This is a genomic window from Aliiroseovarius sp. Z3 (assembly GCF_029105185.1).
Classification (GTDB): Bacteria; Pseudomonadota; Alphaproteobacteria; order Rhodobacterales; family Rhodobacteraceae; genus Aliiroseovarius.
Genome location: NZ_JAFMZK010000001.1, coordinates 15,905 through 40,046, shown reverse-complemented (window position 1 = coordinate 40,046; position 24,142 = coordinate 15,905). Strand labels below are relative to the sequence as shown.

Sequence of the window (24,142 nt, the reverse complement as noted above, 5' to 3'; positions counted from 1 at the left end):
AAGCATCCGTTTTCCTGTCATTTCCCTTGGTCAGACCGCTGCCACCCCATAAACTCTGGCCCTTGCCTGGGGGGGCACAAACAGCGGGTGTGACGGTGTTGTTATGGGAAGCAATGCGCACATTACCGTTCGGCCATTGACGCCGTCTGATAAGGATGCGTGGGCACGCCTGTGGGAAGGCTACCTGCGCTATTATGAGACCGAAGTCGCCCCGGAGGTTTATGAAACCACCTTCGCCCGGCTTCTGTCAGAGGATCCGAACGAATTCCACGGGCTTCTGGCCTGCGTGGACGACCGGCCCGTGGGGCTGGTGCATTACCTGTTCCATCGCCACGCGTGGAAGATCGAGAATGTCTGCTACCTGCAAGACCTTTATGCCGACCCCTCCACGCGCGGCACCGGTGTCGGACGTGCCTTGATCGAAGCGGTCTATGACGCCGCCGATCAGGCCGGGGCGCCCTCGGTCTATTGGCTGACGCAGGATTTCAATCACACCGCCCGCAGGCTCTATGACCGGATCGGCGTCAAAACGCCCTTCATACGGTATGGGAGGGCGTGACAATGCGACAGATCACCTTGGCCACGATGCTGGCCGCATTCACCATCGCCGGATGTTCGGTCCCCGTGACCTCGAACGCGCCGCAAGAAGAGGTTGCGGCCCGCCGCGTAGCCCTGCCCGCCGCCCTGCCCCCGATGAAGGCGTTTGTCAGTTCGCAAATCACCCGCCCGACCCGCACCAACAGCGTCATTGCGGGCGATTTCCTGGACCTGTCTTTCCAGTTGGAAAGCGGACGCCCCCTGCCCGTTCTGACCCGGTTCGAAGGCCCGGTGACGCTGCGCGTTTCGGGCGATGCGCCGCCCTACATGATGGCGGACCTTACCCGTCTGCTGGCCCGGCTCAGGATCGAAGCGGGGATCAACATCCGTCAGGTCACGACCGACACCGCCGCCTCCATCACGCTTGAGGTCATTCCGAAGCGGCAATTGCAGCGCCTTGTGCCACATGCCGCCTGTTTCGTTGCGCCCAACGTCTCAAGCTGGCAGGACTACAAAGCAGCGCGCGGAACAGCGCGGCTGGACTGGACAAAGTTGCGCACCCGCACCCAGATGGCCGTCTTCCTGCCCGGCGATGTCAGCCCGCAAGAATTGCGTGACTGCCTGCACGAGGAAGTCGCACAGGCGCTGGGGCCGGTGAACGACCTGTATCGGCTGCATGACAGCGTGTTCAACGACGACAATTTTCACACCGTCCTGACCGGGTTCGATATGTTGATCCTGCGCGCCTATTACGCGCCTGAACTGGTGTCCGGGATGAGCCGCGGCGACGTGGCTGCGCAACTGCCCACCATTCTGTCACGCTTGAACCCGGCTGGCGGGTTCGGAACGCCCCGGATGGGCGGTCGGTCACCCGAAGCGTGGAAGGATGCGATCGAAACGGCGCTGGGCAAGGGGCAGTCAGCCACCCGACGACGTACCGCCGCGACCACAGCCGTCGCCATCGCGCGCAAAATGGGCTGGCGCGATACGCGGCTGGCGTTCAGTCTGTTTGCCTACGGTCGCCTGCACATGCGCCAAAACAGCAGGGACGCCTTCGCCGCCTTCCGCGAGGCCGAGGCGATCTATCGCGCCAATCCGGAAACCGCGCTGCACGCTGCCCATATGGGGGTGCAACTGGCCGCCTATGCCCTGTCGGCCGGACAGACTGACGAGGCGATTGCCATCGTGAACACCCATATCGCACCCGTAAAACGAGCCGAAAACGCCGCCTTGCTGGCCACATTGATGATGATCAAGGCTGAGGCGCTTGACCTTGCAGGACGCACACGCGAAGCACAGCTTGTCAGGCTCGACAGTCTGGGCTGGGCACGGTATGGCTTCGGCTCGAACGAGCAAGTCGGCGCGCGGCTCAGCGAAATTGCTGCCATATCGCCCGGCTAAACGAACCGGGGCTGCCCTGACGGCCCCTTCGCAAGGGGTAAAGGCACATGCTGGTCATCGCGGCGCTGGTTTTCGGGGCATTGGTTGGGGTTCTGCGCGCCCGCAAACGCGGTGGCAACCGGTTGGACATCGCCCAATATGCGGCGGTGCACGCGCTTGTGTTTGCACTGATCGCCCTTTTCACCTCGATCTTCATCAGTCGCTAGGTCTGCGCGATGTTCCTGCCCTTCTTTGAAAACCTCCGTGCCAGCAAAGTTCCTGTCTCTCTGCGCGAATTTCTGGCGTTTCTGGAGGCGATGAAAGCCGGGCTTGTGACCTATGACATCGAAGGGTTCTATTACCTGGCCCGCGTGGCGATGGTGAAGGACGAGCGCAACCTCGACAAGTTCGACCGCGCGTTTTCCATGACGTTCGAAGGGCTTGAAGCCATTTCCACCGAGCAGATGCTGGAAGCCGTCGATATTCCGCAGGAATGGCTTGAAAAAATGGCCGAAAAGTTCCTGACCCCCGAAGAAAAAGCCGAAATCGAGGCCTTGGGCGGGTTCGACAAGCTGATGGACACGCTGAAAGAGCGTCTGAAGGAACAAGAGGGGCGCCATCAGGGCGGCAACAAGTGGATCGGCACCGCGGGCACGTCGCCCTTCGGGGCCTATGGCTATAATCCCGAAGGCGTGCGGATCGGACAGGATCGATCGCGCCATCAGCGCGCGGTCAAGGTCTGGGACAAGCGCGAATTTCGCAATCTGGACGATTCCGTCGAGCTTGGCACACGTAACATCAAGGTCGCCCTGAAACGCCTGCGCAACTGGGCGCGGACCGGCGCGGACGAGGAGCTGGACCTGGACGGCACCATCCGTGCCACCGCGGAGCACGGTTATCTTGATGTGAAAACACGCCCCGAGCGGCACAACGCGGTGAAAGTCCTTTTATTCCTTGACGTGGGCGGATCAATGGACCCGCATATCAAGGTGGTCGAGGAGCTGTTCTCGGCCGCGCGCACCGAGTTCAAGCATCTTGAGTACTACTATTTCCACAACTGCCTTTACGAAGGTGTTTGGCGGGATAACGCGCGGCGCTGGACCGATCAGATCCCCACATGGGAGGTGCTGCGCACCTATGGGTCTGACTACAAGTGCATTTTCGTCGGCGACGCATCCATGAGCCCCTATGAGATCGCCTATCGCGGTGGCGCCAACGAGCATTGGAACGACGAAACCGGTCAGGTTTGGCTGGAGCGCGCGCGTGAACAATGGCCCGACAATCTGTGGATCAATCCCCTGCCCGAACATCATTGGCGCTATACCCAGTCAGTGCAGATGATCAGCCAGATTTTCGAGGGCCGTATGGTGCCAATGACTCTGGAAGGCATCGAGCGCGGGATGAAGGAACTGGGACGCTGAGCGACGAAAGCCCAGATCCGGCACGTTCAACCCCCAACCGGAAAAGGAACCATCGTGCTTTCACTTCTCAAACGTATGTGGGCAGCGGCACCGGTCGCGACAATCATCCTTGCCGTCGCCTTGGGGCTGAGCGTCTTTTTCGGGGTCCGCACCACCACCAGTTGGATCTACTGGACCGACCCGGCCCATATCGACCAGCCGATCGAAGGCTGGATGACCCCGCGCTATGTCGCCATGTCATGGGACGTTCCGCGCGATGTGATGATGAACGCACTGCGGATCGACAGGCCCGAGGACGGCCCGCCCAATCTTGCGCGGCTTGCCGAAGCACGCGGTGTCACCCTTGACGCGCTGATCGCCGAGATCGAGGCCGCCATTGCCGCCCACCGCGCGGCACCGGACAACAAAGACAGGCACGGGCCGCAGTGATGACCACAGAGACCGTTTTTGCGCTGCTGTCGGCTTATGGTCCCATCGTGGTTTTTGCCTCGGCGTTCCTGTCCTGTCTGGCGCTGCCTATTCCCACATCGATCATGATGCTGGCTGGCGGGGCTTTTGCGGTGACCGGAGACATTTCGCTGACCAACGTCGTGCTGGCGGCCTTCCTGGGCGCGGTGATCGGCGACCAGACAGGATACGCCATCGGACGGTTTGGCGGCGCCACGGTGCTTGATCACCTTGCGCAGCGCCCAGCCAGACAGGCCGTCCTGTCACGGGCGCGGATTTTCGTCGACCGGTGGGGCAGCGTCGGGGTGTTCCTGTCCACTTGGGCGGTCGCCCCGCTTGGCCCCTGGGTGAACTTCGTGGCGGGTGCCACGGGCCTTGGCTGGCTGCGCTTCGCCATCTGGGACATTCTTGGCGAAATGGTCTGGGTCACGCTTTACGTCGGTCTGGGATACAACTTCGCCGCGCGCATCGAAAGTCTGGCGTCCCTGCTGGGCAATGCTGCGGGCCTGCTTGTGGCGCTGGTTGTCGCAGTTGTCATGGCGCTTTGGATCCGGGCGGTCATGCGGGCAAAAGACCGGGCCGAGCGCGACAAAACCGGGCCCACCGGCCCATAGACCCTTTCCAGCCGCAGCCCGAGCGCCCATATATTCCAACATGCTGAAACTGATCCCCATCCTGTTGCCGGTTCTCTATGGGCTGCTGCTTTATCATTTCTCGGTCTGGCGCACCCACCGCGAACTGGACGCGCAATCGACGCGGCTGGCGGACCCGACGCTAAAGGCACTGACAGATCGCATGGCGGCATCCTTGGATATCGCCGACATCCCCGTGCATATCTATGAAATTGAACCAGTGAACGGGTTGGCCGCCCCTGACGGGCGCATTTTCATCACGCGCGGGTTCTATAATGAGTATCGACAAGGCCGGGTAAGCGCCGAAGAACTGTCCAGCGTGATCGCCCATGAACTGGGTCACGTGGCCTTGGGCCATTCTCGCAAACGTATGATTGATTTCGCAGGACAGAACGCCATGCGCACTGTGCTGGCGATGATGATCTCGCGCCTGTTGCCGGGGATTGGCGTCTATATCGCCAATATCCTGACACGGCTGGTGGCGGCAGGACTGAGCCGGGGCGATGAATACGAAGCGGACGCCTATGCCACCGCGTTGTTGATCAAGTCCGGGATCGGGGCAGACCCCCAGAAATCCCTGTTCGGCAAGTTGGATGCCCTGACAAAGAATCGCGCCGGGGTGATGCCGGCGTGGTTGATGAGCCATCCAAAAACTGCCGAGCGGATCGCCGCCATCGAAAAGAACGAAGCAAAGTGGGTGCGGTAAGGGGGGTAAGGGGCGTTGCCCCTCTGCGCGTTGCGCATTCACCCCAGGATATTTAAGGCCAGAAGAAACCCTGATCAGAGATATGTTTCGAGCGCCTTGCCCAATCGCGGCAGGCGCGCTTTTTTCATCAGCCGACGGATCGTCCAATCTTCGCCGGACAGGGTTTGCGCCTGGGTCAGAACACGAGAGGCCACGCGGCACATCCCGTCGGGGTTCTTGTCAAGAAACGCACAAAGAAAGGGGTCGGGGCTTTCCCGCCGCAGACCTTCTTCAGCCAGCGTATGGCGGGGGAAATCGGCATTGTTCATGGTCAGAAGCACATCCGCGTTTCCCGCAATGGCGGCGGCCAGTACGTGGATGTCGTTTTCATCCGGCAACCACAGGCGTCTGAGGTCCCCGTCCCGGGGCAGAACACTGGCTTCCGGCCAACGGTCGCGCAAGATCGCAATCTCCGCGCGGGCAACGCTGTCCTGATCCGGGCCGAGCTTTGCAGCCGCGCGCGCCCATTCTTCCAGAATGCGTGGCGACCAAAGGGGGGTGAAGCAATCCTCGCCCGCCGCGCCCAGCACCATTTCGCGCATGACGGTTGGATAAAGAACGCAGGCGTCGATCAGCACTTTCATGGCAAAAGACGGAAGAACAGCGCCTTGAGGTAGCCGCTTTCGGCCAGTTGCGGGTGCATCGGGTGGTCGGCACCTGCAAAGCCCGTGTGGATCAGCTGGCTGTCGCGCCCTGCCCGCCCAATGCCCCGGATGGACGCGGCGCGGAACTTGTCAATCGTGGCCGCATGCGAGCATGAACAGAGGCCCAGATAGCCCCCCGGTGCAACAAGGGGGGCGGCCAGACGTGCGAGCCGTTCATAGGCACGCAGGCCGGGTTCCAGTGCCTTTTTGGAGGGCGCAAAGGCGGGCGGGTCGCAGATCACGACATCGAATGTCTGGTTTTCTTGGGCCAGTGCGGTCAGCATGTCGAAGGCATCGCCATGCGCTGTTGTGAACCGATCTTCGGCGCCCATCTGGCGCGCACCTTCTTCGGCCAGTGCCAGCGCGGGGGCCGAACCATCGACGGCAACCGCTTGTGTCGCCCCGGCAGCAAGCGCGGCCAGTGAAAACCCGCCCACATGGGAAAACACGTCCAGCACGCGCGCACCCTTGGACAGGCTTGCTGCAAAGGCGTGGTTGGGACGCTGATCGAAGAAAAGTCCGGTTTTCTGTCCGCCGGTCAGATCGGCCATATAGGTCGCCCCGTTCATCGGCACGGCCACCGGGGCGTCGGGCGTCTGGCCCAGCAGAACGGCGTTCTGATCGTCCAACCCTTCCAGCGCCCGCGCCCGGCCCGAGGCATTCTTCAGGATCGTTGTTACACCCGTGACCTGGGTCAGCGCGGCAGCCAGATCGTCCAACAGAACCTCGGCCCAGGCGGCGTTGGGTTGGATCACGGCAATGTCACCGAACCGGTCGATGATGACACCGGGAAATCCATCAGCTTCGGCATGGATCAGGCGATAGAAGGGGGCATCAAACAGGGTCTCGCGATGGGCCAGCGCCGCGGTCAGCCGCGCGGCAAGCCAGGCGCGGTCAATCACGGCTTCCGGGTCGCGGTCGAGCATCCGGGCAATGATCCGTGAATTTGGGTTCACAGCAACCGTGCCCAACGGGTCACGCGCGGCGTCTTCCAACCGGGCAATCGCCCCTGCTTCGATCTTTTTGGTACGCCGATCCGTCACCAGTTCGTTGTCAAACACCCAAGGTGCCCCATGGCGGATCGCACGGGCGTTTGCCTTGGGTTTCAATCGGATCGTGGCGCGGCCTGCGCCTTCTGTGGCCTGCGCCATGGATCGGACTTCCTGTCATCAATATTTTGCCCTGACTAGCCCCTGCGCCAACGCTTTGAAAGCCTGAAAGCCGCTCAGGGCTTCAAATCGCATGGGATTAAGGTTGTTAGCGCTATCATTTCCTGTTAGAAGCCCCTGAACCCACCCATCTGTGCCATACTGCAAAGATGAGCAACAGGAACACAGCCATGACCCTGAACAGCGATCTTCTGAACGTCACCGAGCGGATCATCACCCGATCCAAGGACACGCGCCAAACTTATCTGGACAAGATCAACCGCGCGGCCGAGGACGGGCCACGCCGCGCGCATCTAAGCTGTTCAGGACAGGCGCATGCCTATGCCGGAGCCGGCCCCGATCAGGGTCGTCTGGCCGAGGGACGCGCGCCCAATCTGGGGATCGTCACCGCCTATAATGACATGCTGTCCGCGCACGCGCCCTTCGCAACCTATCCCGACCTGATCAAGCGGGTCGCCCGTGACGAAGGGGCAACCGCACAGGTGGCAGGTGGTGTACCCGCTATGTGCGATGGCGTTACTCAGGGCGAAACGGGGATGGAGCTGAGCCTGTTTTCGCGCGACGTGATTGCGCTGGCCTCGTCCGTGGCACTCAGCCACAACACATTCGACGCCGCACTTTTCCTTGGCGTCTGCGACAAGATCGTCCCCGGTCTGGTCATCGCCGCCGCCAGTTTCGGGCATATCCCCGCTGTGTTCCTGCCTGCCGGTCCGATGACGTCAGGCCTATCCAACGACGAGAAAGCCAAGGTGCGCACACAGTTTGCCACCGGCGAAGTGGGCCGCAAAGAGCTGATGGCCGCCGAGATGGCCGCCTATCACGGCCCCGGCACCTGCACCTTTTACGGCACCGCCAACACCAACCAGATGTTGATGGAGTTTATGGGGCTTCACCTGCCGGGTGCGTCCTTTGTCACACCGCATACCGATCTGCGGGATGCATTGACCGCCGAAGGCACACGCCGCGCGCTGGCCATCACCAAGGATGGGAGCGCAGGCTTCACCCCCGCCGGACATATTCTGGACGAGAAAGCCTTTGTAAACGGGCTGGTGGGGCTGATGGCCACTGGCGGTTCGACCAATCTTGTGCTGCACTTGCCCGCCATGGCGCGGGCTGCGGGGATCATCCTGACGCTTGAAGATTTTGCCGACATCTCGGCCATCGTGCCCTTGATGGCGCGCGTCTATCCAAACGGATTGGCCGATGTGAACCATTTCCATGCCGCAGGTGGACTTGGCTACATGATAGGAGAGCTGTTGGAAGCCGGGCTTTTGCACCCGGACGCCAAGACCATCATGGGTGACCTGACAGCCTATACGCAGGAACCCAAGCTGGACGGCAGCCGCGTGCGCTGGGAACCCGGCCCACGCGAAAGCCTGAACGACAAAATCCTGCGCCCCGCAACCGACCCGTTCCAGAAAACCGGCGGGCTGGTGCAATTGTCGGGCAATCTGGGGCAAGGCGTGATCAAGGTCTCGGCGGTCGATCCGAGCCGACACATCATCGAAGCCCCTGCCCGCGTATTCCACGATCAGGACAGCGTCAAAGCCGCTTTCAAAGCCGGGGAGCTTGAAGGCGACATGATCGTCGTCGTCCGCTTCCAGGGGCCGCGTGCCAACGGAATGCCCGAACTGCACGGGCTGACCCCGACCCTGTCGGTGTTGCAGCAGCGCGGCCAACAGGTGGCGCTGGTGACGGACGGGCGGATGTCCGGCGCGTCCGGTAAAGTCCCCGCCGCCATTCATGTTGCGCCAGAAGCCGCGGATGGTGGACCGATCGCCCGTATTCGCGATGGCGACATCATCCGTCTGGACGCCGACCGCGGTACACTTGAGGTTCTGACCGACGGCGCCATGGATCGACCAGCCGTTCAGGTGGACCTGAGCGCCAACACGGACGGCATGGGCCGTGAACTTTTCGAAACCTTCCGTCGCGCGGCCCGCCCCGCGACCGAAGGCGCCAGCACCCTGTCCTGAAGGAGACATTGATGACCCCGCAAGAGGCAAGCACCGCCGCCGAGAAAATCTGTCGCCTGGCCCCGGTTGTCCCGGTTCTGGTGGTCGATCAGGTTTCCCATGCCGCCCCGCTGGCACAAGCTCTGGTTGCCGGAGGACTGCCCGCGCTGGAGGTGACCCTGCGCACTGATGCCGCGCTGGAGGTGATTGCCGAAATGGCGCGCGTCGAAGGTGGTGCGGTGGGCGCAGGCACGCTTTTGACATCGCAGGACGTGGAAAACGCAAAGAAGGCTGGCGCGACCTTTGGTGTCTCGCCCGGGGCAACCGACCGCCTGCTGGACGCGTGCGAAGCCAATGACCTGCCGCTTCTACCCGGTGCGTCTTCGGCGTCCGAGGCAATGCGCCTGCTGGAACTTGGCTATACCGTGCAAAAGTTCTTTCCGGCCGAAGCCGCCGGAGGGGCACCATTTCTGAAATCGCTCGCCTCGCCCCTGCCGCAGATCCGGTTCTGCCCCACAGGGGGCGTCAGTCTGAAAAACGCGATGGATTATCTGTCCCTGCCCAACACGCTTTGCGTCGGCGGGTCATGGGTGGCCCCGGGTGATCTTGTGACGTCAGGCGATTGGGCGGGGATCACCAAACTGGCGAAAGAAGCCGCGCAGCTATCAACCTGATACACGCATCAAACGGGATGAAAGACGCGACGCGTCAGATGATCTCATCCTCGTCAAACAGCGGATCATCCTCAAGCTGGGTTGATATGGTTGCCATCTTGTCGTCGGCCTCTTTGCTGTTCTCGACCCGGGCCACGTGAAACAAGGCGTCCCCTTCATTCACGATGGGCAACACCGCGCGTCCGACGATGATGCCCGGCAAAGTGGCGACAACATCGGCCTCCACCTCGCCAAAAGGATCGGATACGACGGCCAGAACATCTCCTTGATCGACCGTATCCCCTTCGGATTTATAGGTGCGCAACAAGCCGCCCTGCCCGGCCCGTATCCAGCGGCTTGAAGTGCAGAACACCGGATCAGCCTTGGATTTCGAGACGCCCCGGCGGCTGATCATCCCTTGATCCAGAAGCACTCGCAGAATGCCCATGACACCCGCGCGAACCGACATTTCGTCAAATCGCAAAGCCTCGCCGGCCTCATACAGCAACACATCGACGCCAATGTCCTCGGCGGCGGCCCGCAATGACCCTTCGCGCAAAGGCGAGCGCAACACCACCGGGGCGCCAAACAGGCGGGCCAGTCGTCGTGTCTCGGGCTTGTCGGGGGATATGCGAATCTGTGGCAGATTGGTGCGGTGCGCCGCCGCCGAATGCAGATCAATGCCAAGGTCACAGCGCGACACAATCTTGCGCAGGAAGATATCTGCCAACCGTGACGCCAGCGACCCGGCATCTGACCCCGGAAAGCTGCGATTCAGGTCGCGTCGATCCGGCAGATACCGGGATCGGATCAGAAATCCGGGGGCATTGACAATCGGGATGCAGATCAACGTGCCCCGCAAGGTTTGCAGGTTTTTGATCGTCAGCAGGCGACGAACGATTTCGACACCGATCACCTCGTCCCCGTGAATGCCGGCGCTGACAAAGATTGTGGGTCCGGGTTTGCGCCCATGGATCACATGGGCTGACATGCTAACCGGCGTGTGGTCGGACAGAACGCTGACCGGAAGGTCGATGGTCTGGCGGCTGCCCGCTGCCACATCAACCCCGCCCAGACGAAACGGTTCGCGCCGCGCCACTAGCCTTTGCCCTTGGTCCGGGTTGAGCCGCGTTTGATATCCTTTTCAAGAAACTCGATGATCTTTCCCGCCACGTCGATGCCGGTGGCCTTTTCGACCCCTTCCAAACCGGGGGTGGAGTTCACCTCCATCACCACCGCACCGTGATTGGCGCGCAGCATGTCGACACCGCAGACATTCAGGCCCATCGACTTTGCCGCCCGCACGGCGGTTGATCGTTCCTCGGGCGATATCTTGATTGCCTCGGCGCTGCCGCCGCGATGCAGGTTCGACCGGAAATCATCGGACGCCCCGGTGCGTTTCATCGCGGCAATCACGCGACCGCCAACCACCAGAGCGCGAATATCGGTGCCGCCTGCTTCCTTGATGAATTCCTGCACAAGGATGTTCACCTTGGCACCACGAAACGCCTCGATCACCGATTTGGCCGAACGGTCGGTGTCCGCCAGAACCACGCCGATGCCTTGCGTGCCCTCAAGCAGTTTCACGACCAGCGGCGCGCCGCCCGCCAGTTTCAGAACCTCGTTGGTCTGCTTGGGATCATGCGCAAAGGTCGTCACCGGCAGCCCGATCCCGTCGCGCGCCAGAAGCTGCATCGACCTCAGCTTGTCACGCGACCGACCAATCGCCACGGATTCGTTCAGGGGATAAACGCCCATCATCTCGAACTGCCGCAGCACGGCCAGGCCGTAGAAGGTCACGGACGCGCCGATCCGCGGGATGACTGCATCATAGTGGCCCAGTTTTTCGCCGTTGTAATACACTTCTGGCCGTCGCGACGCGATGTTCATGTAACAGCGTAGCGTGTCGATGATATCCAGATCGTGCCCCCGTGCCTCGGCCGCCTCTTTCAGACGTTGGTGGGAATACAAACCTGCATTGCGGGCCAGCATGGCGATTTTCATTCTTTAACTCCTTTTTGCAGGTCGGATATCGGTTCAGGTATCGGATTTCGGGAAGAGGCCGCAGTCACGTCTATCGGCGATCCGGCCAGATAGGACCGCCGGGGATCCACAAGCAGTCGGTGCCTGCGAATGGCACTGCGCCCAAGGATCACATCAAACTCCATCTTCGCGCGATTGGCCAGCGAAACGTCGATCAGCCAGTGCCGTTTTCCAATCACCAATGTCGTGCGCACGACCAGACGTCGTTCGGGCACGCCGCCGGTGTTCTTGATGTCACGCTCTTCCAGAATGGGCGCACAGATTTGACGGGTGGTGCGGCGGTTTTTCAAGGGAACCTTGAACTCGACCCATCGGGCACCGTCGCGGTCAAACACCCTTTGGTCCACGGCATGAAGCGCCGTGGTGCGCGCGCCCGTATCCACTTTGGCCGGCAGATCAAATATACCGAAATCGGGCAGCGAGATATGCTCACGCCAGCCGATGATCTGTTGCGGTTTTGAAACGCGGGGTTTTGCCATGCATATCGTCCGAAACTGTCCTTGCCACTGCGCCAATCATCCCCGAACTCGGCGGGGCCTGCCACTAAAAAGATGTCGATCATCTCGATCAGGACCACGATGTTTCGCGGGACGTGTCGGTCCGGCAGACCATGCCGCCACATGACCTGTGCCGATATGATCGTCCAGCAATCGCGTCGTGTCCACAGGGCCGCCGGTCAGCCCAGCACAGACGTCACCGCGCGATGGGTCGCGGCGACCACCGTGTCGGCCTCGTCGCGGGTCAGGCAGAACGGCGGTGCAAAGCCCAGAATATCGCCTTGCGGCATCGCGCGGGCTATCACGCTGCTTTGTTCCAGCAGTTTGGCCGATATCTGCGGGCCGATCTTGTCCGTAGCGTCGAAGAAAATGCGACTGTCTTTGTCACTCACAAACTCAACCGCGCACAGCATCCCCTCGCCCCGAATATCGCCCACATGAGGATGGTCTGATAGGGCGTCCCTCATCCCTTGCTGCAAATACGCGCCGACCTTGCCCGCATTTGTGATCAGGTCCAGGTCATCAAGCAGTTTCAGGTTCGCAACCCCCGCCGCCGCCCCGATGGGATGGGCGGAATACGTCCAGCCATGGCCGATTGGTCCGTTTTCATCCGTCCCTTGTTCCAGAACCTTCCAGACCTTGTCAGACAGGATTGACCCCGACAGCGGCGCATAGGCTGACGTCAGCCCCTTGGCAATCGTGATGATGTCCGGCTTCAACCCGTAGTGATCCGATCCGAACATGGTGCCCAACCGGCCAAAACCGGTGACAACCTCATCCGCGATCAACAGGATGTCGTGCTTATCAAGAACAGCCTGAATGGCCGCCCAATAGCCTTCTGGCGGCGGAACAATGCCGCCTGTGCCCAAAACCGGTTCACCAATGAAACCCGCGATGGTATCGGCCCCTTCACGTTCGATCAACGCCTCAAGCTCTGCCACACAATGGGCGACGAACGCGGCCTCGCTTTGGTTGGGATCAGCACGGCGGAAGTAATATGGAGCCTCGGTGTGAATCACCTGCGCCAACGGCAGGTCGAATTTCTTGTGAAACAACTCCAACCCCGTCAGCGACCCGGTCACCAATCCCGACCCGTGATAGCCGCGCCAACGCGAAATGATCTTTTTCTTCTCAGGGCGCCCAAGAATGTTGTTGTAGTACCATAGCAGTTTCACATTGGTTTCGTTCGCATCGGACCCGCCCAACCCAAAATAGACCTTGGACATATTTGCTGGCGCACGGTCCAAAATCATCTTGGACAGGGTGATCGACGCCTCGGTGCCATGCCCGACATAGGAATGGTAATAGGCCAGTTCGCGCGCCTGATCTGCAATCGCGTCTGCGATCTCTGGTCGCCCATATCCAACATTCACGCAATAAAGCCCGGCAAACGCATCCAGAAGCTTGTTCCCGTCCCGATCCTCGATATGCACACCCGAGGCGGTGCGGATCACACGGTTCGGGCTTTCGCCGCGTGCATGTTGGCCCAGATGGGTTGAGGGATGGAAAAAGTTTTCGCGATCCCACTGGTCAAGTTGGTCATTGTGAAGCATGGCTCACCTCGTTCGTTCAGGCGGCGCGCCGCCGGGTTTACAGACAAGAGGAGCTTTTGCGCATGGACCCTTGGCATCTTGCGGCATCGGGTCGGGCGGGTCAGCTCCGCTCAGCCCCAGCAGCAGCGCGCAATGCCTTTATTGCTTGGGATCGGTTTTTGATATCGCAGGACCAGTGTGAAATCCAGCCCTGTCAGCTGTCGGTAACACCGATCACGGCGACGCAATCGCCCGATTTGATCAGACCCGGATGGTGTCGACTGATCAGAATGCCGTCACGGCGGGCGTGAAAGCTTTCTGGCAACTGGCCGGTGCGATCCAGCGGCCAACGGCGCGCCACAACATCGCCCTTTCGAACCGGATCACCCAAGTCGACCATCGCCTCGCACATGCCGTCGCCCTCGCTGAACAGATAGCAATCATCGTCGGGCATGGTCAGCTTCACGGTCTCGTCGATCTGCATCTCGCCGCGCAGGATGCCACAATGGATCAGGACGTTGCGCAGACCTTTCTTCGCTATGGCGTTAGACCGCGCGGTTGATGTGCCGCCCCCGCCCAGTTCTGTCGTGACCAGCACCTTGCCCATATCTTCGACCGCTGTGTCATACATTCCAACATTGTCGATTTCGAGAAGCTGCACCGAATAGGGCGCATTGAAAGCCCGCATCGCGCGCATGCATTCCGCTTCCAGCACCTTGTCTTCAAGGATATGAACCGCGGCGAAGGGCAGGAAATCCAGCGTCTTTCCGCCAGAGTGGAAGTCCAGCGCAATATCGACCATCGGCAACAAGACGGTTTGGAAATAATCCGCGATCTTCTGGGTTGGCGTGCCGTCCGGGCGGCCGGGAAATGACCGGTTCATGTTGCCCTTGTCGATGGGCGACGTGCGGGTGCCCGCCCGGAATGCAGGATAGTTGAACGCTGGCACGATGATCACCCGGCCAGTCACATCTTCGGCCTTCAGCGTCACGGTCAGTTCCTGCAGGGCGATCGGCCCTTCGTATTCGTCACCATGATTGGCGCCGGTCAGCAAGGCCGTGGGACCGGGTCCGTTCTGAATGACGGTGATCGGGATCATGATCGACCCCCAGGCGCTGTCATCGCGGCTGTAGGGTAGCCTTAGAAAGCCATGATGTTCGCCGTCCTGATCCAGCGGGATGGTGGGCGTAATCGGGTTCCTGATCATGGCTCAGTCTTTCACAAACATTTTTCGCGGCACGTGGGACAGGCATTCCGGCCCGTCCGTACCGATGCGTATGCTTTCGGTAATCTCGAAACCCCAATCCTCCATCCACAGCCCGGTCATGAAGTGGAAAGTCATGTTTTCTTGAAGCTCGGTCTTGTCCCCGGGGCGCAGCGACATGGTGCGCTCGCCCCAATCGGGCGGATAGGACAGGCCGATAGGATAGCCCGTGCGGTTGTCCTTCTCGATCCCGTATCTCTTCAGAACGTCGAAGAAAGCCAGCGCGATATCTTCGCAGGTATTGCCAGCGCAGGCCTTGTCCAGCCCGGCTTCCATCCCCTCAAGAACCGCCTTTTCCGCATCCAGAAAGGTTTGCGTCGGCTTGCCCAGAAACACAGTGCGCGACAGTGGGCAGTGATATCGGTGCACCACACCGGCGATCTCGAAAAACGTGCCCTCGCCGGTTTTCATGGGCTGGTCGTCCCAGGTCAGATGCGGTGCTGCGGCATCGGCACCTGACGGAAGCAAAGGCACAATGGCCGGATAATCGCCACCATACCCAAGCGTATCGTCATAGCGCAGGCCCGCATCATATATCTCGGTCACGAGATCACATTTACGCAGGCCCGGCTCGACCTTCTCGAATATCCGTTCGTGCATCTTGCCGACGATCTGACCGGCTTGCCGCATGTAGCCGATTTCGGCGTCAGACTTCACCGCGCGCTGCCAATTCACCAATGCGGTGGCATCTGTGAACCGGGCGTTGGGCAGATGGGTTTGCAACGCGGCAAAGGCAGCGGCCGTAAACCAGTAATTGTCCATCTCGACACCGATCCGACCCCCGTCCAGCTTGCGATCCACCAGACGCGCCGACAGGTAATCCATCGGGTGGCGCTCGGTCGACTGCACATAGTGATCGGGATATCCGATGATGTGTTCCGGCGACATGTAACAAGTGCGCAAGGCCCCTGCCGCATCCTGCCCACGCCCGAACCAGATCGGCGCATCGTCCATCGTGACAACCACACATTGGTGGACATAGAAGGACCAACCGTCATAGCCGGTCAACCAGTTCATGTTCGACGGATCGGTGACAATCAGCAGATCAACGTTTCGCCGCGCCATTTCGCGGCGGGTCTTGGCCAGACGATCCGCATATTCATCGCGCGAGAAATTGAGTGTCGGTTCGACCATTCGTTTCATCTCCGGCAAGCGCGTCAAAGCAATCCCATCTACCTGACGCAAAGAGGTGATTCTTGGCAAGCGTTGTGATGATCAATCAGTTGGGGCTTGAAGGGTTGGCGGATGCGTCGCTACCACTTCCCCGACAGGCTGCACCACAGCAAGGTGCCGCGGCGGGCGAATTCCGATTGCCCCACTGATCCGTCGGCGACCGCGCCTGGGGATTTCTCAACCTGGCGCAAAATCGGTCGGGTCCGCCACGCGCAGCGCAATGCGGCATTGCCCTCCCTGCCCAGCACCCCACGGGCATCGTCAAACAGCTTCAACCCGGCCCGGGCCAAGACGCGGATCGTGTCAGTGTCGGGCATGACATGCCCCCGACCCGCCGCCTGCAAGGCGGGTTGGGACATCAGCCAGTTGGCGATGCCTGCCGCCTCGCCCAGATCGGTCAGGGCCTGATCTTTCGCGTGATCACCTTCGAAGTCGGTCAGACCAGTCGCCTGTCCCGCCGCCAGCATCAGCGCACCCGAGGTACCCCGCAAGTATGCCCGGATCTGATCAACCGCGCGGCGCTGTGCGTCCTGCACGTCGCTTTCGCGGGCGTCCACCATCGTCAACAGGGGTTCTGCGCGCAGATCGCCCCAGATCACCAGTTGCGACAAGGGCGTCGCGACATCGTGTTTCGGGGCCTCGCGCCCGTCTACAGCCGCCTCGATCACATCGCGCCAGAATTGCAGACGGATCATCGCGACCATGGGCTCTTGCGACATGAAGGGCGCACGGGCAATTTCCAGATTAAACGCATAAAGCGGGAACAGCCGTTTACGCTCGTCCACCTCACCGGTCATGGTGGCCAGAAACCGGTCTGGGTCGCCCTTCTGCACCATCTCGGCGCAAGCGGCGATGGGGTCGCGCGGGGCATCACTCATGCCGGCTTGGCCCCGTCGCGCAACAGCTTCCAAGTGATCGCGTCCAAAAGCGCCTCGAACGAGGCATCAACGATGTTGGGGCTGACCCCAACGGTCGACCAGCGGTGGCCGTCGCGATCTTCGCTGTCGATGATGACGCGGGTCTGTGCCTCGGTCCCGCCCTGGGTGATGCGCACCTTGAAATCGACCAGATGCAGGTCGTCGATGATGTCCTGATAGGGGCCAAGGTCTTTGGCCAGCGCCTTGGCCAACGCGTTCACCGGACCGCGATCCGTGCCCGTTTCATCCATGCTTTCGGATACGGACAGCTTTTTCTCATCTCCGATCTTCACCACCACGATGGCTTCCGACAGGCTGACGGTCTGATTGCGCTTGTTCTTGCGCCGCTCGACCGTGACCTTGTAGCGTTTGACCTCGAAGAACTGTGGCAACTGCCCCAGCACGTCACGCGCGACCAGCTCGAACGAGGCTTGCGCGCTGTCATAGGCATAGCCCTGATCCTCGCGCTCCTTCACGCGGGTCAGGATGTCACCCAGACGGGGGTCGCCCTTGGGCACATCAATCCCGGCCTCGGCCAGTCGCGCACGCAGGTTCGATTGCCCGGCCTGATTGGACATGGGCACGATACGCGTGTTGCCGACAGTCTCTGGCGGGATATGCTCATAGGTCGTCGGGTCTTTCAGGATCGCAGACGCGTGCAGCCCCGCCTTATGCGCAAAGGCCGATGAGCCGACGAACGGCGACGCCTTGTTGGGCACCCGGTTCAGAATGTCATCCAACTGGCGTGACAGCCGGGTCAGCCCCTTCAGCGCCTTACGAGGGATGGTGGTCTCAAATTGGCTGGCATAGGGCTCCTTCAAAAGAAGGATCGGGATCAGCGTTGTCAGGTTGGCATTGCCACAGCGTTCCCCCAGCCCGTTCAGCGTGCCCTGCACCTGACGCGCGCCAGCATCGACGGCGGCCAGTGAACAAGCGACGGCGTTTCCGGTGTCGTCATGGGTGTGGATGCCCAGATGGTTGCCGGGGATGCCCGCCGCGATGACGGCTTTGGTGATCTCGTGCACCTCATGCGGCAGCGTGCCGCCATTGGTGTCGCAGAGCACAACCCAGCGCGCACCTGCGTCATACGCTGCCTTTACACAGGTCAGCGCATAGTCGGGATTGGCCTTGTAGCCGTCAAAGAAATGTTCCGCATCATAAAGCGCCTCGCGCCCCTGCGCGACGAGATGCGCGACCGAGGCGCGGATATTTTCCACATTCTCGTCCAGTTCGATCCCCAGCGCAGTGGTGACATGAAAGTCATGGCTTTTGCCCACCAGACAGACCGCCGGGGTGCCCGCATTCATCACCCCTGCCAGCACGTCGTCGTTTTCGGCCGAGCGCCCGGCCCGCTTGGTCATCCCAAAGGCGGTGAAACGCGCGCGGGTCTTGGGGGCAGCAGCGAAGAAATCGCTGTCGGTCGGGTTCGCACCGGGCCAACCGCCTTCGATATAGTCCACGCCAAGCGCGTCAAGCGCGGTCGCAATTTGCTGCTTTTCTGTCAGTGAGAACTGGACACCTTGTGTTTGTTGGCCGTCACGGAGCGTGGTGTCGTAGAGATAGAGGCGTTCGGTCATTGGCTTGTCCCCTTCGCCATCGCGCATACGGCATGACCAACGTCGGTTGCCGTTTCACCCACCGGGGCGCTTGCGGCCCGGTTCGCCCCCGACCCGCCCCCCAGGGCGGGGGCGAAGACGCCCCCACCCACGGGTCGAGGGCAAACCTCTGCTTGACTCAACTGACGGCGCATCACAGGCCCTCCAGCTTCGAGGCGTCGAAACCCGCACCGGGTTCAAGCTCGACGCCCTCTTTGGACATGCGGATTTGAACACCTGCCTCGGTAAGTGCGGCCTTCAGCGCATCCACGGCGGAGAAGTCTTTGGTTTCCATGGCGGTCATGCGAGTAGAGTGGAGCTTGTCAGCCAATTCGCTGAGGCTGAACTGATGAAAAGAACCAGATCCAAACTTGCTTTCACTAGAATGAGTGGTTCCATAAATCACTTGAGTTCTCCAATCCCAGCCCCCCAATTCATCTGACATGATCCCTAGAAGTTTCGCGGAGGCTAGCAACAGAGAACCCTCATTTTGCTTTGCCAACTTATGCAACTCTGCCAACGCACCTGCTGTGTTCAGGTCATCTGCGACAGCCGCCACTACCGCAGGTGACGGGCTGGATGCTGGTTCGACACCGTCAGTCAAAACACGCCACTTCCTCAGGGTCGCCTCAGCCTCCGCCCGCTTCTTCTCGGTCCAATCCATCGGCTTGCGATAATGCGTGCCCAAGAACACAAACCGGATCACCTCGCCCGGCACGCCCTGCTCCAACAAATCATGCACCGTGAAAAAGTTCCCCAGCGACTTGGACATCTTCTTGCCCTCGACCTGCAACATCTCGTTATGCAGCCAATAGCGCGCGAATTGCCCTTCCGGATGCGCGCAGCAGGACTGCGCGATCTCGTTTTCATGGTGCGGGAATTGCAGGTCGTTGCCGCCTCCGTGAATGTCGAACGACGCGCCCAGAAGGTCGTGGCTCATTGCCGAGCATTCGATGTGCCAGCCCGGACGACCGCGCCCCCAAGGGCTGTCCCACCCCGGCAGATCATCGGTGGACGGCTTCCACAGCACGAAATCCATCGGGTCACGTTTGTTGTCCGCAACCTCGACTCGTGCGCCCGCGATCATGTCATCGACCGAGCGGCCCGACAGCCGGCCGTAGTCGTCATAGCTTTTGACCGAGAACAGAACATGCCCCGCCCCATCCGGGTACGCATGGCCCTTGGCAATCAGATCCTCGATCATGTCGATCATCGGCTGAATGAACTCGGTCGCGCGGGGCATTTCGTTGGGGTCCATCGCCCCCAGCGCGCGCATGTCGTTCAGATACCAGTCGATCGTCTCGTTCGAGCGTTCGTGGACAAGCTCTTCCAAGGTTCCCTCAGCGCCTGCTTCCTTGCGGGCCAAGGCGGTGGCATTAATTTTGTCATCCACGTCGGTGAAGTTGCGCACATAGGTCACATGATCGGGCCCATAGACATGGCGCAGCAGGCGATAGAGCACGTCAAACACCACCACAGGGCGCGCGTTGCCCAGATGGGCGCGGTCATAAACTGTCGGCCCACAGACATACATGCGGACGTTTTTCGGGTCGATCGGGGAGAAGACCTGCTTCTCCCGCGCCATCGTGTTGTAAAGTTTGATTTCCGTCATGTTGCCCTCGCAAGTCTGCGCACACGTAATCCCACAGAATTATCCCGGGCGGGCTTACCAAGTTCCTGACATGTATGGAATAGAAGAACGGCCCGCCTGACGATGTCAGTGGGGAATGCAGCAGATAATGATGATGCTTTTCCGTTTCATGTGCGCGACGCTATCACTCTTCCCCGCGCCTGCCAAGCGGGTTATCGTTTTCGCATGACACGTGAGCATGTGAACGGGATCTGCAAGGCCCTGCCCGGTGCGGAATGGTCCGAACCGTTTGGGCCGGGGCATGACATCTGGAAAGTGGGCGGAAAGATCTTTGCGGCCATGGGGGCCGTGACCGACGGCGTGTCGGTCAAGACGCCCGATATTGAAACCGCCACGATGCTGATCGAGGCTGGCGTGGGCACCAAAGCGCCCTATTTCCATCGGTCATGGGTGCTGTTGCCGCTGGATGCCGGGCAGGACGAGCTGACCCACCGCATTCAGCGGTCTTATGCGCTGATCCGGGCCAGCCTGACCAAGAAGGCACAAGCAGCACTGGCGCCCTTTGATCCTGACAGCTAAGCCGTAGAGGCGTTGGTTTTCACCGCCAGATCGCCCTTGGTCCACATCTGGATGACCCTATAGACAATTGGCAGGATGATCAGCGTTGCCGCCACAAGGCTTGCGCCTGCGACAATGCGCATGATGTCACTGCCCGTGACGACGGCCCCAAGCTGCATCAGGCTGGAGAATGCGGCCAAGGGGAAGGTAAACGCCCCCCATAGCGGGCTGAAACCCGCCTTCAACAGCCAACGGATGCGCCCAAGCAGCACGCTCAGGATCACGATGGCCATGACGCTGAACACCATGGCCATTTGTGTCTCGCCCAACAGGTAAGCGCCGGTTCCCAACACGCTGGCCGGCGCCAAATGTACCGCCAGAAGCGGGCGCAGGGGTGCGGGAATGCGGGTGCGCAGGAACTGGGCGGCACTGGCACCCCAGATAATCGCGGCCGAAAAGAACCCGCCCCAGAAAGCGGCGGTGGCAAAACCCATCCAGCCAAGCGGCACGGCCGCCAGCGGGATCAGCACGAAACCGGCAAAAAGAAGGTGCCAGACCGGGGTTACAATCCTTGCTTCAGCCGGGCCAGTGATCAGCATGTGAATGACCCGAACGGCCAGCATCACGTGCACCGCGAAGGTCAACAGAAGGATCGCGCCCGCCAGTACCAGCGAAAACGGCTCGACCGTGGCGGAAAACAGATAGCCGGTCAAAACCATGGCCGCCAGTCCTGCCCGCCCCGGCAATACGCGCAAATCTTCAGCAAAGGTTTCGGCGCGCTGCATGAACTTCATCGCATAAGCTGCGAGACTGAAAAGATACAGCAAGGTGACAGCGCCAAGCAGAAGCTCCCCGATTGCGGCGGGGGCGGATAGAATGTCTGCCGCACGCCGCCAAGCCAGCCCCAGCCCGAACACACCCATGATCGGCGTAAACACCGCGGGCGGCATCCGTTGAAACATCCGGGTTTTCGGCGGGAGCGGCGGAGGTGGCGGGAAATACGGGGCTTTGGCCATCGGGGAATCCTTGAACTCAACTTGGTCCATTTAACCCGAGGGACGTCACAAAAAAAGCCCTGCAATCGTACCTGATTGCCGCAGGTCGTTACGTAGGGTGTAAACCGCCCAGACTATCGGATGTCACCGCGTGGTCGCCGCACGGGCGGCGCGCAGGTTTTCAGCCAACGCCATCCGCAACAGCGTGGCTTCCGACCCCACCCCAAGGAAGGTCACGCCAAGATCGGCGTAATACCCGAAATCGGCGTGGTCGTAATGCAGAATGCCAGCCGCTTTGCCCGCCGCACGGATGCGCCGAACCGTGTGGGCAATCGCGTCTTTCACCTCAGGATGACCGGGATTGCCGCGATGCCCCATATCAGCCGACAGGTCTGCCGGTCCGATAAAGACGCAATCGACCCCATCCGTGTTTGCAATCTCGTCAATGTTTTCAACAGCCAGGCGCGTCTCGGCCTGCACGATCAGGCACACCTCATCATTGGCGTTTGTCAGGTATTCATCCACCTGCCCATATCGGGCAGCCCGTGCGACCCCTGCCCCCATCCCGCGCCGCCCGTCGGGCGCATAGCGGGTAGCGGCCACGATGCGTGCGGCCTGCTTCCCGGTGTCGACCATCGGCACAAGAAGGCTTTGCGCCCCCAAATCCATCACCTGCTTGATCATCCAGTCTTCCCCAACAGGCACCCGCACAATGGCCGAGATCTCGAACGACCCAAGCACCCGCAATTGGGTTTGAATAAGCGTCGGGTCATAGGGCGCATGTTCGCCGTCGATCAGCGCCCAATCATATCCGGTGCCACCAACAAGTTCTGTCGCCGACGCGCTGGCAAGGTTCAGCCATAGACCGACCTGCATATCGCCAGCGGCCAGCGCGCGTTTCAGCTTGTTTTCCGGCGCTTTCATCGAAGACTCCAGTTGCTTAACATGTGAACAACCCAAGCCTATTCGACTGCGCAAGACCAATCAAGCGATAGGTCCGGCGCGACGGCATGAATACCGCTGCACCCATCATTTAGGTAAGATAGTCAGACCGTTGCAGCCCGTATTTCGCCATTTTTTCGTTCAGGGTCCGGCGCGGCAAACACAGTTCATCCATCACCCCGACGATCGACCCTTTGTGGCGACGCATCGTGTTGTCGATCAACATTCGTTCGAACGCTTCCACATATTCCTTCAAGGGTTTGCCTTCGGTCGTCATGACCGGCTGAACCTCGTCATGGTCGGACATCAGCAGTGAAGAGATCGTGCCGGTGCCGCGCCGCGACTGCAACACGGCGCGTTCGGCGATGTTGATCAGCTGACGGATATTGCCGGGCCATGGTGCTTGCAGAAGCTGGGCGGCCTCTTGCGCGCTGACCGTGGGGGCGGCGCACCCGTATTCGTCGGCGAACTGGTCGGCAAAGCCGGTGAACAGCATCAGGATATCTTCGCCGCGCTGACGCAGGGGCGGCAGGGTGATCTTCATCGCGGCAAGGCGATAGAACAGATCCGGGCGCAGGCAATCCTCGCAGGTCTTGCCCTGCTCTTGCAGGTTGCAGATCGCGACGACGCGGGTTTCGGCAGGCGTGCCCTGATCATTCATCCACGTCAGCAGACGAGCCTGAAGCCCCATCGGCAGCGCCTCGATATCTTCCAGAACCAGCGTGCCGCCACGGGCTTCCTCGACCAGTGGCTGGGCACCGCCTTCCTCCATCGGGCCGAACAGACGGCGGGTCAGTTCGTCTTCTTCCTGCCCGGCGCAGGTGGCGACGACGAATTTCTTACCCGCCTTGGCCCCGACCGCATGTAATGCATGAGCCACAAGTGTCTTACCCGTGCCAGTTTCGCCTTCGATCAGCACATGACCTTCGGACTGACCGATATCCAGAATATCCTCGCGCAGGCGCGACATGACCGGTGAGGCACCAATCAGCTTTTTCATGATGGTCGACCCATCCGACAGCTCGCGACGCAAGGCGCGCGCATCCATCGCCAGACGGCGTTTGTGCGTTGCCTTCTTGGCCAGATTGGTCAACTGATCCGGGTTGAACGGCTTTTCAAGGAAATCAAACGCGCCAACGCGCATTGCTTCAACCGCCATGGGCACGTCGCCGTGGCCCGTGATCATGATGACCGGCAGCGAGCTGTCGAGGCTCATCAGCTTCTTCAAGAACCCCATGCCGTCGATCCCCGGCATCTTGATGTCTGAAATGATGACCCCCGGATAGTCCTGACCGATCACCTTCAGGGCATCTTCGGCCGAAGGATAGGTTTCCGTTTCGAACCCCGACAAGGACAACCATTGCGAGATTGATTGCCGCATGTCCTGTTCGTCATCGACGATCGCGATTTTCATTGCCTGCGCCATCGCAGCCTCCTGATACATAGTCGCGT

24 protein-coding genes are annotated in these 24,142 nt (G+C 60.8%); 10 read left to right on the top strand and 14 right to left on the bottom strand.

From position 1 onward, the window contains the following. The first annotated feature begins 103 nt into the window (after nucleotides 1–103). Genes J3R80_RS00220 through J3R80_RS00190 form a run of 7 tightly spaced genes read left to right on the top strand, consistent with a single transcriptional unit; the run spans nucleotide 104 to nucleotide 5,123 of the window. A complete protein-coding gene (locus J3R80_RS00220; protein ID WP_275391747.1) occupies nucleotides 104–559 on the top strand; it encodes a GNAT family N-acetyltransferase in 456 nt (151 codons plus the stop codon). 2 nt (nucleotides 560–561) lie between these two features. Further along, a complete protein-coding gene (locus J3R80_RS00215; protein ID WP_275391746.1) occupies nucleotides 562–1,938 on the top strand; it encodes a DUF2927 domain-containing protein in 1,377 nt (458 codons plus the stop codon). Between the two features lie 47 nt (nucleotides 1,939–1,985). Continuing rightward, the gene (locus tag J3R80_RS00210; RefSeq protein WP_275391745.1) at nucleotides 1,986–2,144 is read left to right on the top strand and encodes a hypothetical protein; all 159 of its coding nucleotides are present in this window, start codon (nucleotides 1,986–1,988) and stop codon (nucleotides 2,142–2,144) included. Between the two features lie 9 nt (nucleotides 2,145–2,153). Then, nucleotides 2,154–3,338 carry a VWA domain-containing protein gene (locus tag J3R80_RS00205; RefSeq protein ID WP_275391744.1) on the top strand — a complete coding sequence of 395 codons (1,185 nt, stop codon included), beginning with the start codon at nucleotides 2,154–2,156 and terminating at the stop codon, nucleotides 3,336–3,338. Nucleotides 3,339–3,392: 54 nt separating this feature from the next. After that, complete coding sequence (locus J3R80_RS00200) at nucleotides 3,393–3,767, top strand: hypothetical protein (protein ID WP_275391743.1); 375 nt, start codon at nucleotides 3,393–3,395, stop codon at nucleotides 3,765–3,767. Beyond that, nucleotides 3,767–4,399 (top strand): DedA family protein, encoded by a 633-nt coding sequence (locus J3R80_RS00195; RefSeq protein WP_275391742.1) that lies wholly within the window; start codon nucleotides 3,767–3,769, stop codon nucleotides 4,397–4,399. Before J3R80_RS00200 ends, J3R80_RS00195 begins: the two co-directional genes overlap by 1 nt. 40 nt (nucleotides 4,400–4,439) lie before the next feature. Next, nucleotides 4,440–5,123: a M48 family metallopeptidase gene (locus J3R80_RS00190; protein ID WP_275391741.1), complete on the top strand. Its 684-nt coding sequence runs from the start codon at nucleotides 4,440–4,442 to the stop codon at nucleotides 5,121–5,123. Nucleotides 5,124–5,197: 74 nt separating this feature from the next. Here J3R80_RS00190 and J3R80_RS00185 read toward each other — a convergent pair whose 3' ends face one another. Then, the gene (locus J3R80_RS00185) at nucleotides 5,198–5,746 is read right to left on the bottom strand and encodes a PIN domain-containing protein (RefSeq protein ID WP_275391740.1); all 549 of its coding nucleotides are present in this window, start codon (nucleotides 5,744–5,746) and stop codon (nucleotides 5,198–5,200) included. Next, nucleotides 5,743–6,957: a class I SAM-dependent rRNA methyltransferase gene (locus J3R80_RS00180; protein ID WP_275391739.1), complete on the bottom strand. Its 1,215-nt coding sequence runs from the start codon at nucleotides 6,955–6,957 to the stop codon at nucleotides 5,743–5,745. Before J3R80_RS00180 ends, J3R80_RS00185 begins: the two co-directional genes overlap by 4 nt. A gap of 188 nt (nucleotides 6,958–7,145) precedes the next feature. On the opposite strand from J3R80_RS00180, the gene edd reads away from it, so the two are divergent. Both edd and eda read left to right on the top strand, forming a co-directional pair. Beyond that, nucleotides 7,146–8,951: a phosphogluconate dehydratase gene (gene edd / locus J3R80_RS00175; protein ID WP_275391738.1), complete on the top strand. Its 1,806-nt coding sequence runs from the start codon at nucleotides 7,146–7,148 to the stop codon at nucleotides 8,949–8,951. Between the two features lie 11 nt (nucleotides 8,952–8,962). After that, a complete protein-coding gene (eda, locus tag J3R80_RS00170) occupies nucleotides 8,963–9,604 on the top strand; it encodes a bifunctional 4-hydroxy-2-oxoglutarate aldolase/2-dehydro-3-deoxy-phosphogluconate aldolase (protein WP_275391737.1) in 642 nt (213 codons plus the stop codon). 34 nt (nucleotides 9,605–9,638) lie between these two features. On the opposite strand, the gene J3R80_RS00165 is transcribed toward eda, so the two are convergent. From J3R80_RS00165 to cysS, 9 genes are all read right to left on the bottom strand, one after another. Beyond that, on the bottom strand, nucleotides 9,639–10,682 hold the full coding sequence (locus J3R80_RS00165; protein ID WP_275391736.1) for a succinylglutamate desuccinylase/aspartoacylase family protein: 1,044 nt from the start codon (nucleotides 10,680–10,682) through the stop codon (nucleotides 9,639–9,641). Further along, nucleotides 10,682–11,587: a 30S ribosomal protein S6--L-glutamate ligase gene (rimK, locus tag J3R80_RS00160; RefSeq protein WP_275391735.1), complete on the bottom strand. Its 906-nt coding sequence runs from the start codon at nucleotides 11,585–11,587 to the stop codon at nucleotides 10,682–10,684. Before rimK ends, J3R80_RS00165 begins: the two co-directional genes overlap by 1 nt. Continuing rightward, the gene (locus J3R80_RS00155; protein ID WP_275391734.1) at nucleotides 11,584–12,105 is read right to left on the bottom strand and encodes a RimK/LysX family protein; all 522 of its coding nucleotides are present in this window, start codon (nucleotides 12,103–12,105) and stop codon (nucleotides 11,584–11,586) included. The genes rimK and J3R80_RS00155 overlap by 4 nt, the downstream gene beginning before the upstream one ends. Nucleotides 12,106–12,302: 197 nt before the next feature. Further along, nucleotides 12,303–13,676: an aspartate aminotransferase family protein gene (locus tag J3R80_RS00150; protein ID WP_275391733.1), complete on the bottom strand. Its 1,374-nt coding sequence runs from the start codon at nucleotides 13,674–13,676 to the stop codon at nucleotides 12,303–12,305. A 193-nt stretch (nucleotides 13,677–13,869) separates the two neighbouring features. Then, on the bottom strand, nucleotides 13,870–14,862 hold the full coding sequence (gene doeB, locus J3R80_RS00145; RefSeq protein WP_275391732.1) for a N(2)-acetyl-L-2,4-diaminobutanoate deacetylase DoeB: 993 nt from the start codon (nucleotides 14,860–14,862) through the stop codon (nucleotides 13,870–13,872). A gap of 3 nt (nucleotides 14,863–14,865) precedes the next feature. After that, nucleotides 14,866–16,053 carry an ectoine hydrolase DoeA gene (gene doeA, locus J3R80_RS00140; RefSeq protein WP_275391731.1) on the bottom strand — a complete coding sequence of 396 codons (1,188 nt, stop codon included), beginning with the start codon at nucleotides 16,051–16,053 and terminating at the stop codon, nucleotides 14,866–14,868. 119 nt (nucleotides 16,054–16,172) lie between these two features. Then, nucleotides 16,173–16,970, bottom strand: coding sequence for a squalene/phytoene synthase family protein (locus tag J3R80_RS00135; RefSeq protein ID WP_275391730.1), 798 nt, complete (start codon nucleotides 16,968–16,970; stop codon nucleotides 16,173–16,175). Further along, entirely contained in the window at nucleotides 16,967–18,586 is a 1,620-nt protein-coding gene (cimA, locus tag J3R80_RS00130) for a citramalate synthase (protein ID WP_275391729.1), read from the bottom strand. Before cimA ends, J3R80_RS00135 begins: the two co-directional genes overlap by 4 nt. Nucleotides 18,587–18,758: 172 nt before the next feature. After that, a complete protein-coding gene (cysS, locus tag J3R80_RS00125; protein WP_275391728.1) occupies nucleotides 18,759–20,216 on the bottom strand; it encodes a cysteine--tRNA ligase in 1,458 nt (485 codons plus the stop codon). Between the two features lie 204 nt (nucleotides 20,217–20,420). Between cysS and J3R80_RS00120 the strand changes: the two genes are divergently transcribed. Beyond that, entirely contained in the window at nucleotides 20,421–20,774 is a 354-nt protein-coding gene (locus tag J3R80_RS00120) for an MmcQ/YjbR family DNA-binding protein (RefSeq protein ID WP_275391727.1), read from the top strand. On the opposite strand, the gene J3R80_RS00115 is transcribed toward J3R80_RS00120, so the two are convergent. The 3 genes from J3R80_RS00115 to J3R80_RS00105 form a co-directional block, all read right to left on the bottom strand. Further along, nucleotides 20,771–21,769, bottom strand: coding sequence for a tellurium resistance protein (locus J3R80_RS00115; RefSeq protein WP_275391726.1), 999 nt, complete (start codon nucleotides 21,767–21,769; stop codon nucleotides 20,771–20,773). The genes J3R80_RS00120 and J3R80_RS00115 overlap by 4 nt on opposite strands. Before the next feature lie 123 nt (nucleotides 21,770–21,892). Next, on the bottom strand, nucleotides 21,893–22,672 hold the full coding sequence (locus J3R80_RS00110; protein ID WP_275391725.1) for an HpcH/HpaI aldolase/citrate lyase family protein: 780 nt from the start codon (nucleotides 22,670–22,672) through the stop codon (nucleotides 21,893–21,895). Between the two features lie 109 nt (nucleotides 22,673–22,781). Further along, the gene (locus J3R80_RS00105) at nucleotides 22,782–24,116 is read right to left on the bottom strand and encodes a sigma-54 dependent transcriptional regulator (protein ID WP_275391724.1); all 1,335 of its coding nucleotides are present in this window, start codon (nucleotides 24,114–24,116) and stop codon (nucleotides 22,782–22,784) included. Nucleotides 24,117–24,142: the final 26 nt, after the last annotated feature.

Coding starts and splice junctions, on each gene's coding strand:
- J3R80_RS00220 (WP_275391747.1), top strand. CDS start 104: ATGGGAAGCAATGCGCACATTACCGTTCGGCCATTGACGCCGTCTGAT.
- J3R80_RS00215 (WP_275391746.1), top strand. CDS start 562: ATGCGACAGATCACCTTGGCCACGATGCTGGCCGCATTCACCATCGCC.
- J3R80_RS00210 (WP_275391745.1), top strand. CDS start 1,986: ATGCTGGTCATCGCGGCGCTGGTTTTCGGGGCATTGGTTGGGGTTCTG.
- J3R80_RS00205 (WP_275391744.1), top strand. CDS start 2,154: ATGTTCCTGCCCTTCTTTGAAAACCTCCGTGCCAGCAAAGTTCCTGTC.
- J3R80_RS00195 (WP_275391742.1), top strand. CDS start 3,767: ATGACCACAGAGACCGTTTTTGCGCTGCTGTCGGCTTATGGTCCCATC.
- J3R80_RS00190 (WP_275391741.1), top strand. CDS start 4,440: ATGCTGAAACTGATCCCCATCCTGTTGCCGGTTCTCTATGGGCTGCTG.
- J3R80_RS00185 (WP_275391740.1), bottom strand. CDS start 5,746: ATGAAAGTGCTGATCGACGCCTGCGTTCTTTATCCAACCGTCATGCGC.
- J3R80_RS00180 (WP_275391739.1), bottom strand. CDS start 6,957: ATGGCGCAGGCCACAGAAGGCGCAGGCCGCGCCACGATCCGATTGAAA.
- edd (WP_275391738.1), top strand. CDS start 7,146: ATGACCCTGAACAGCGATCTTCTGAACGTCACCGAGCGGATCATCACC.
- eda (WP_275391737.1), top strand. CDS start 8,963: ATGACCCCGCAAGAGGCAAGCACCGCCGCCGAGAAAATCTGTCGCCTG.
- rimK (WP_275391735.1), bottom strand. CDS start 11,587: ATGAAAATCGCCATGCTGGCCCGCAATGCAGGTTTGTATTCCCACCAA.
- J3R80_RS00155 (WP_275391734.1), bottom strand. CDS start 12,105: ATGGCAAAACCCCGCGTTTCAAAACCGCAACAGATCATCGGCTGGCGT.
- J3R80_RS00150 (WP_275391733.1), bottom strand. CDS start 13,676: ATGCTTCACAATGACCAACTTGACCAGTGGGATCGCGAAAACTTTTTC.
- doeB (WP_275391732.1), bottom strand. CDS start 14,862: ATGATCAGGAACCCGATTACGCCCACCATCCCGCTGGATCAGGACGGC.
- doeA (WP_275391731.1), bottom strand. CDS start 16,053: ATGGTCGAACCGACACTCAATTTCTCGCGCGATGAATATGCGGATCGT.
- J3R80_RS00135 (WP_275391730.1), bottom strand. CDS start 16,970: ATGAGTGATGCCCCGCGCGACCCCATCGCCGCTTGCGCCGAGATGGTG.
- cimA (WP_275391729.1), bottom strand. CDS start 18,586: ATGACCGAACGCCTCTATCTCTACGACACCACGCTCCGTGACGGCCAA.
- cysS (WP_275391728.1), bottom strand. CDS start 20,216: ATGACGGAAATCAAACTTTACAACACGATGGCGCGGGAGAAGCAGGTC.
- J3R80_RS00120 (WP_275391727.1), top strand. CDS start 20,421: ATGACACGTGAGCATGTGAACGGGATCTGCAAGGCCCTGCCCGGTGCG.
- J3R80_RS00115 (WP_275391726.1), bottom strand. CDS start 21,769: ATGGCCAAAGCCCCGTATTTCCCGCCACCTCCGCCGCTCCCGCCGAAA.
- J3R80_RS00110 (WP_275391725.1), bottom strand. CDS start 22,672: ATGAAAGCGCCGGAAAACAAGCTGAAACGCGCGCTGGCCGCTGGCGAT.
- J3R80_RS00105 (WP_275391724.1), bottom strand. CDS start 24,116: ATGGCGCAGGCAATGAAAATCGCGATCGTCGATGACGAACAGGACATG.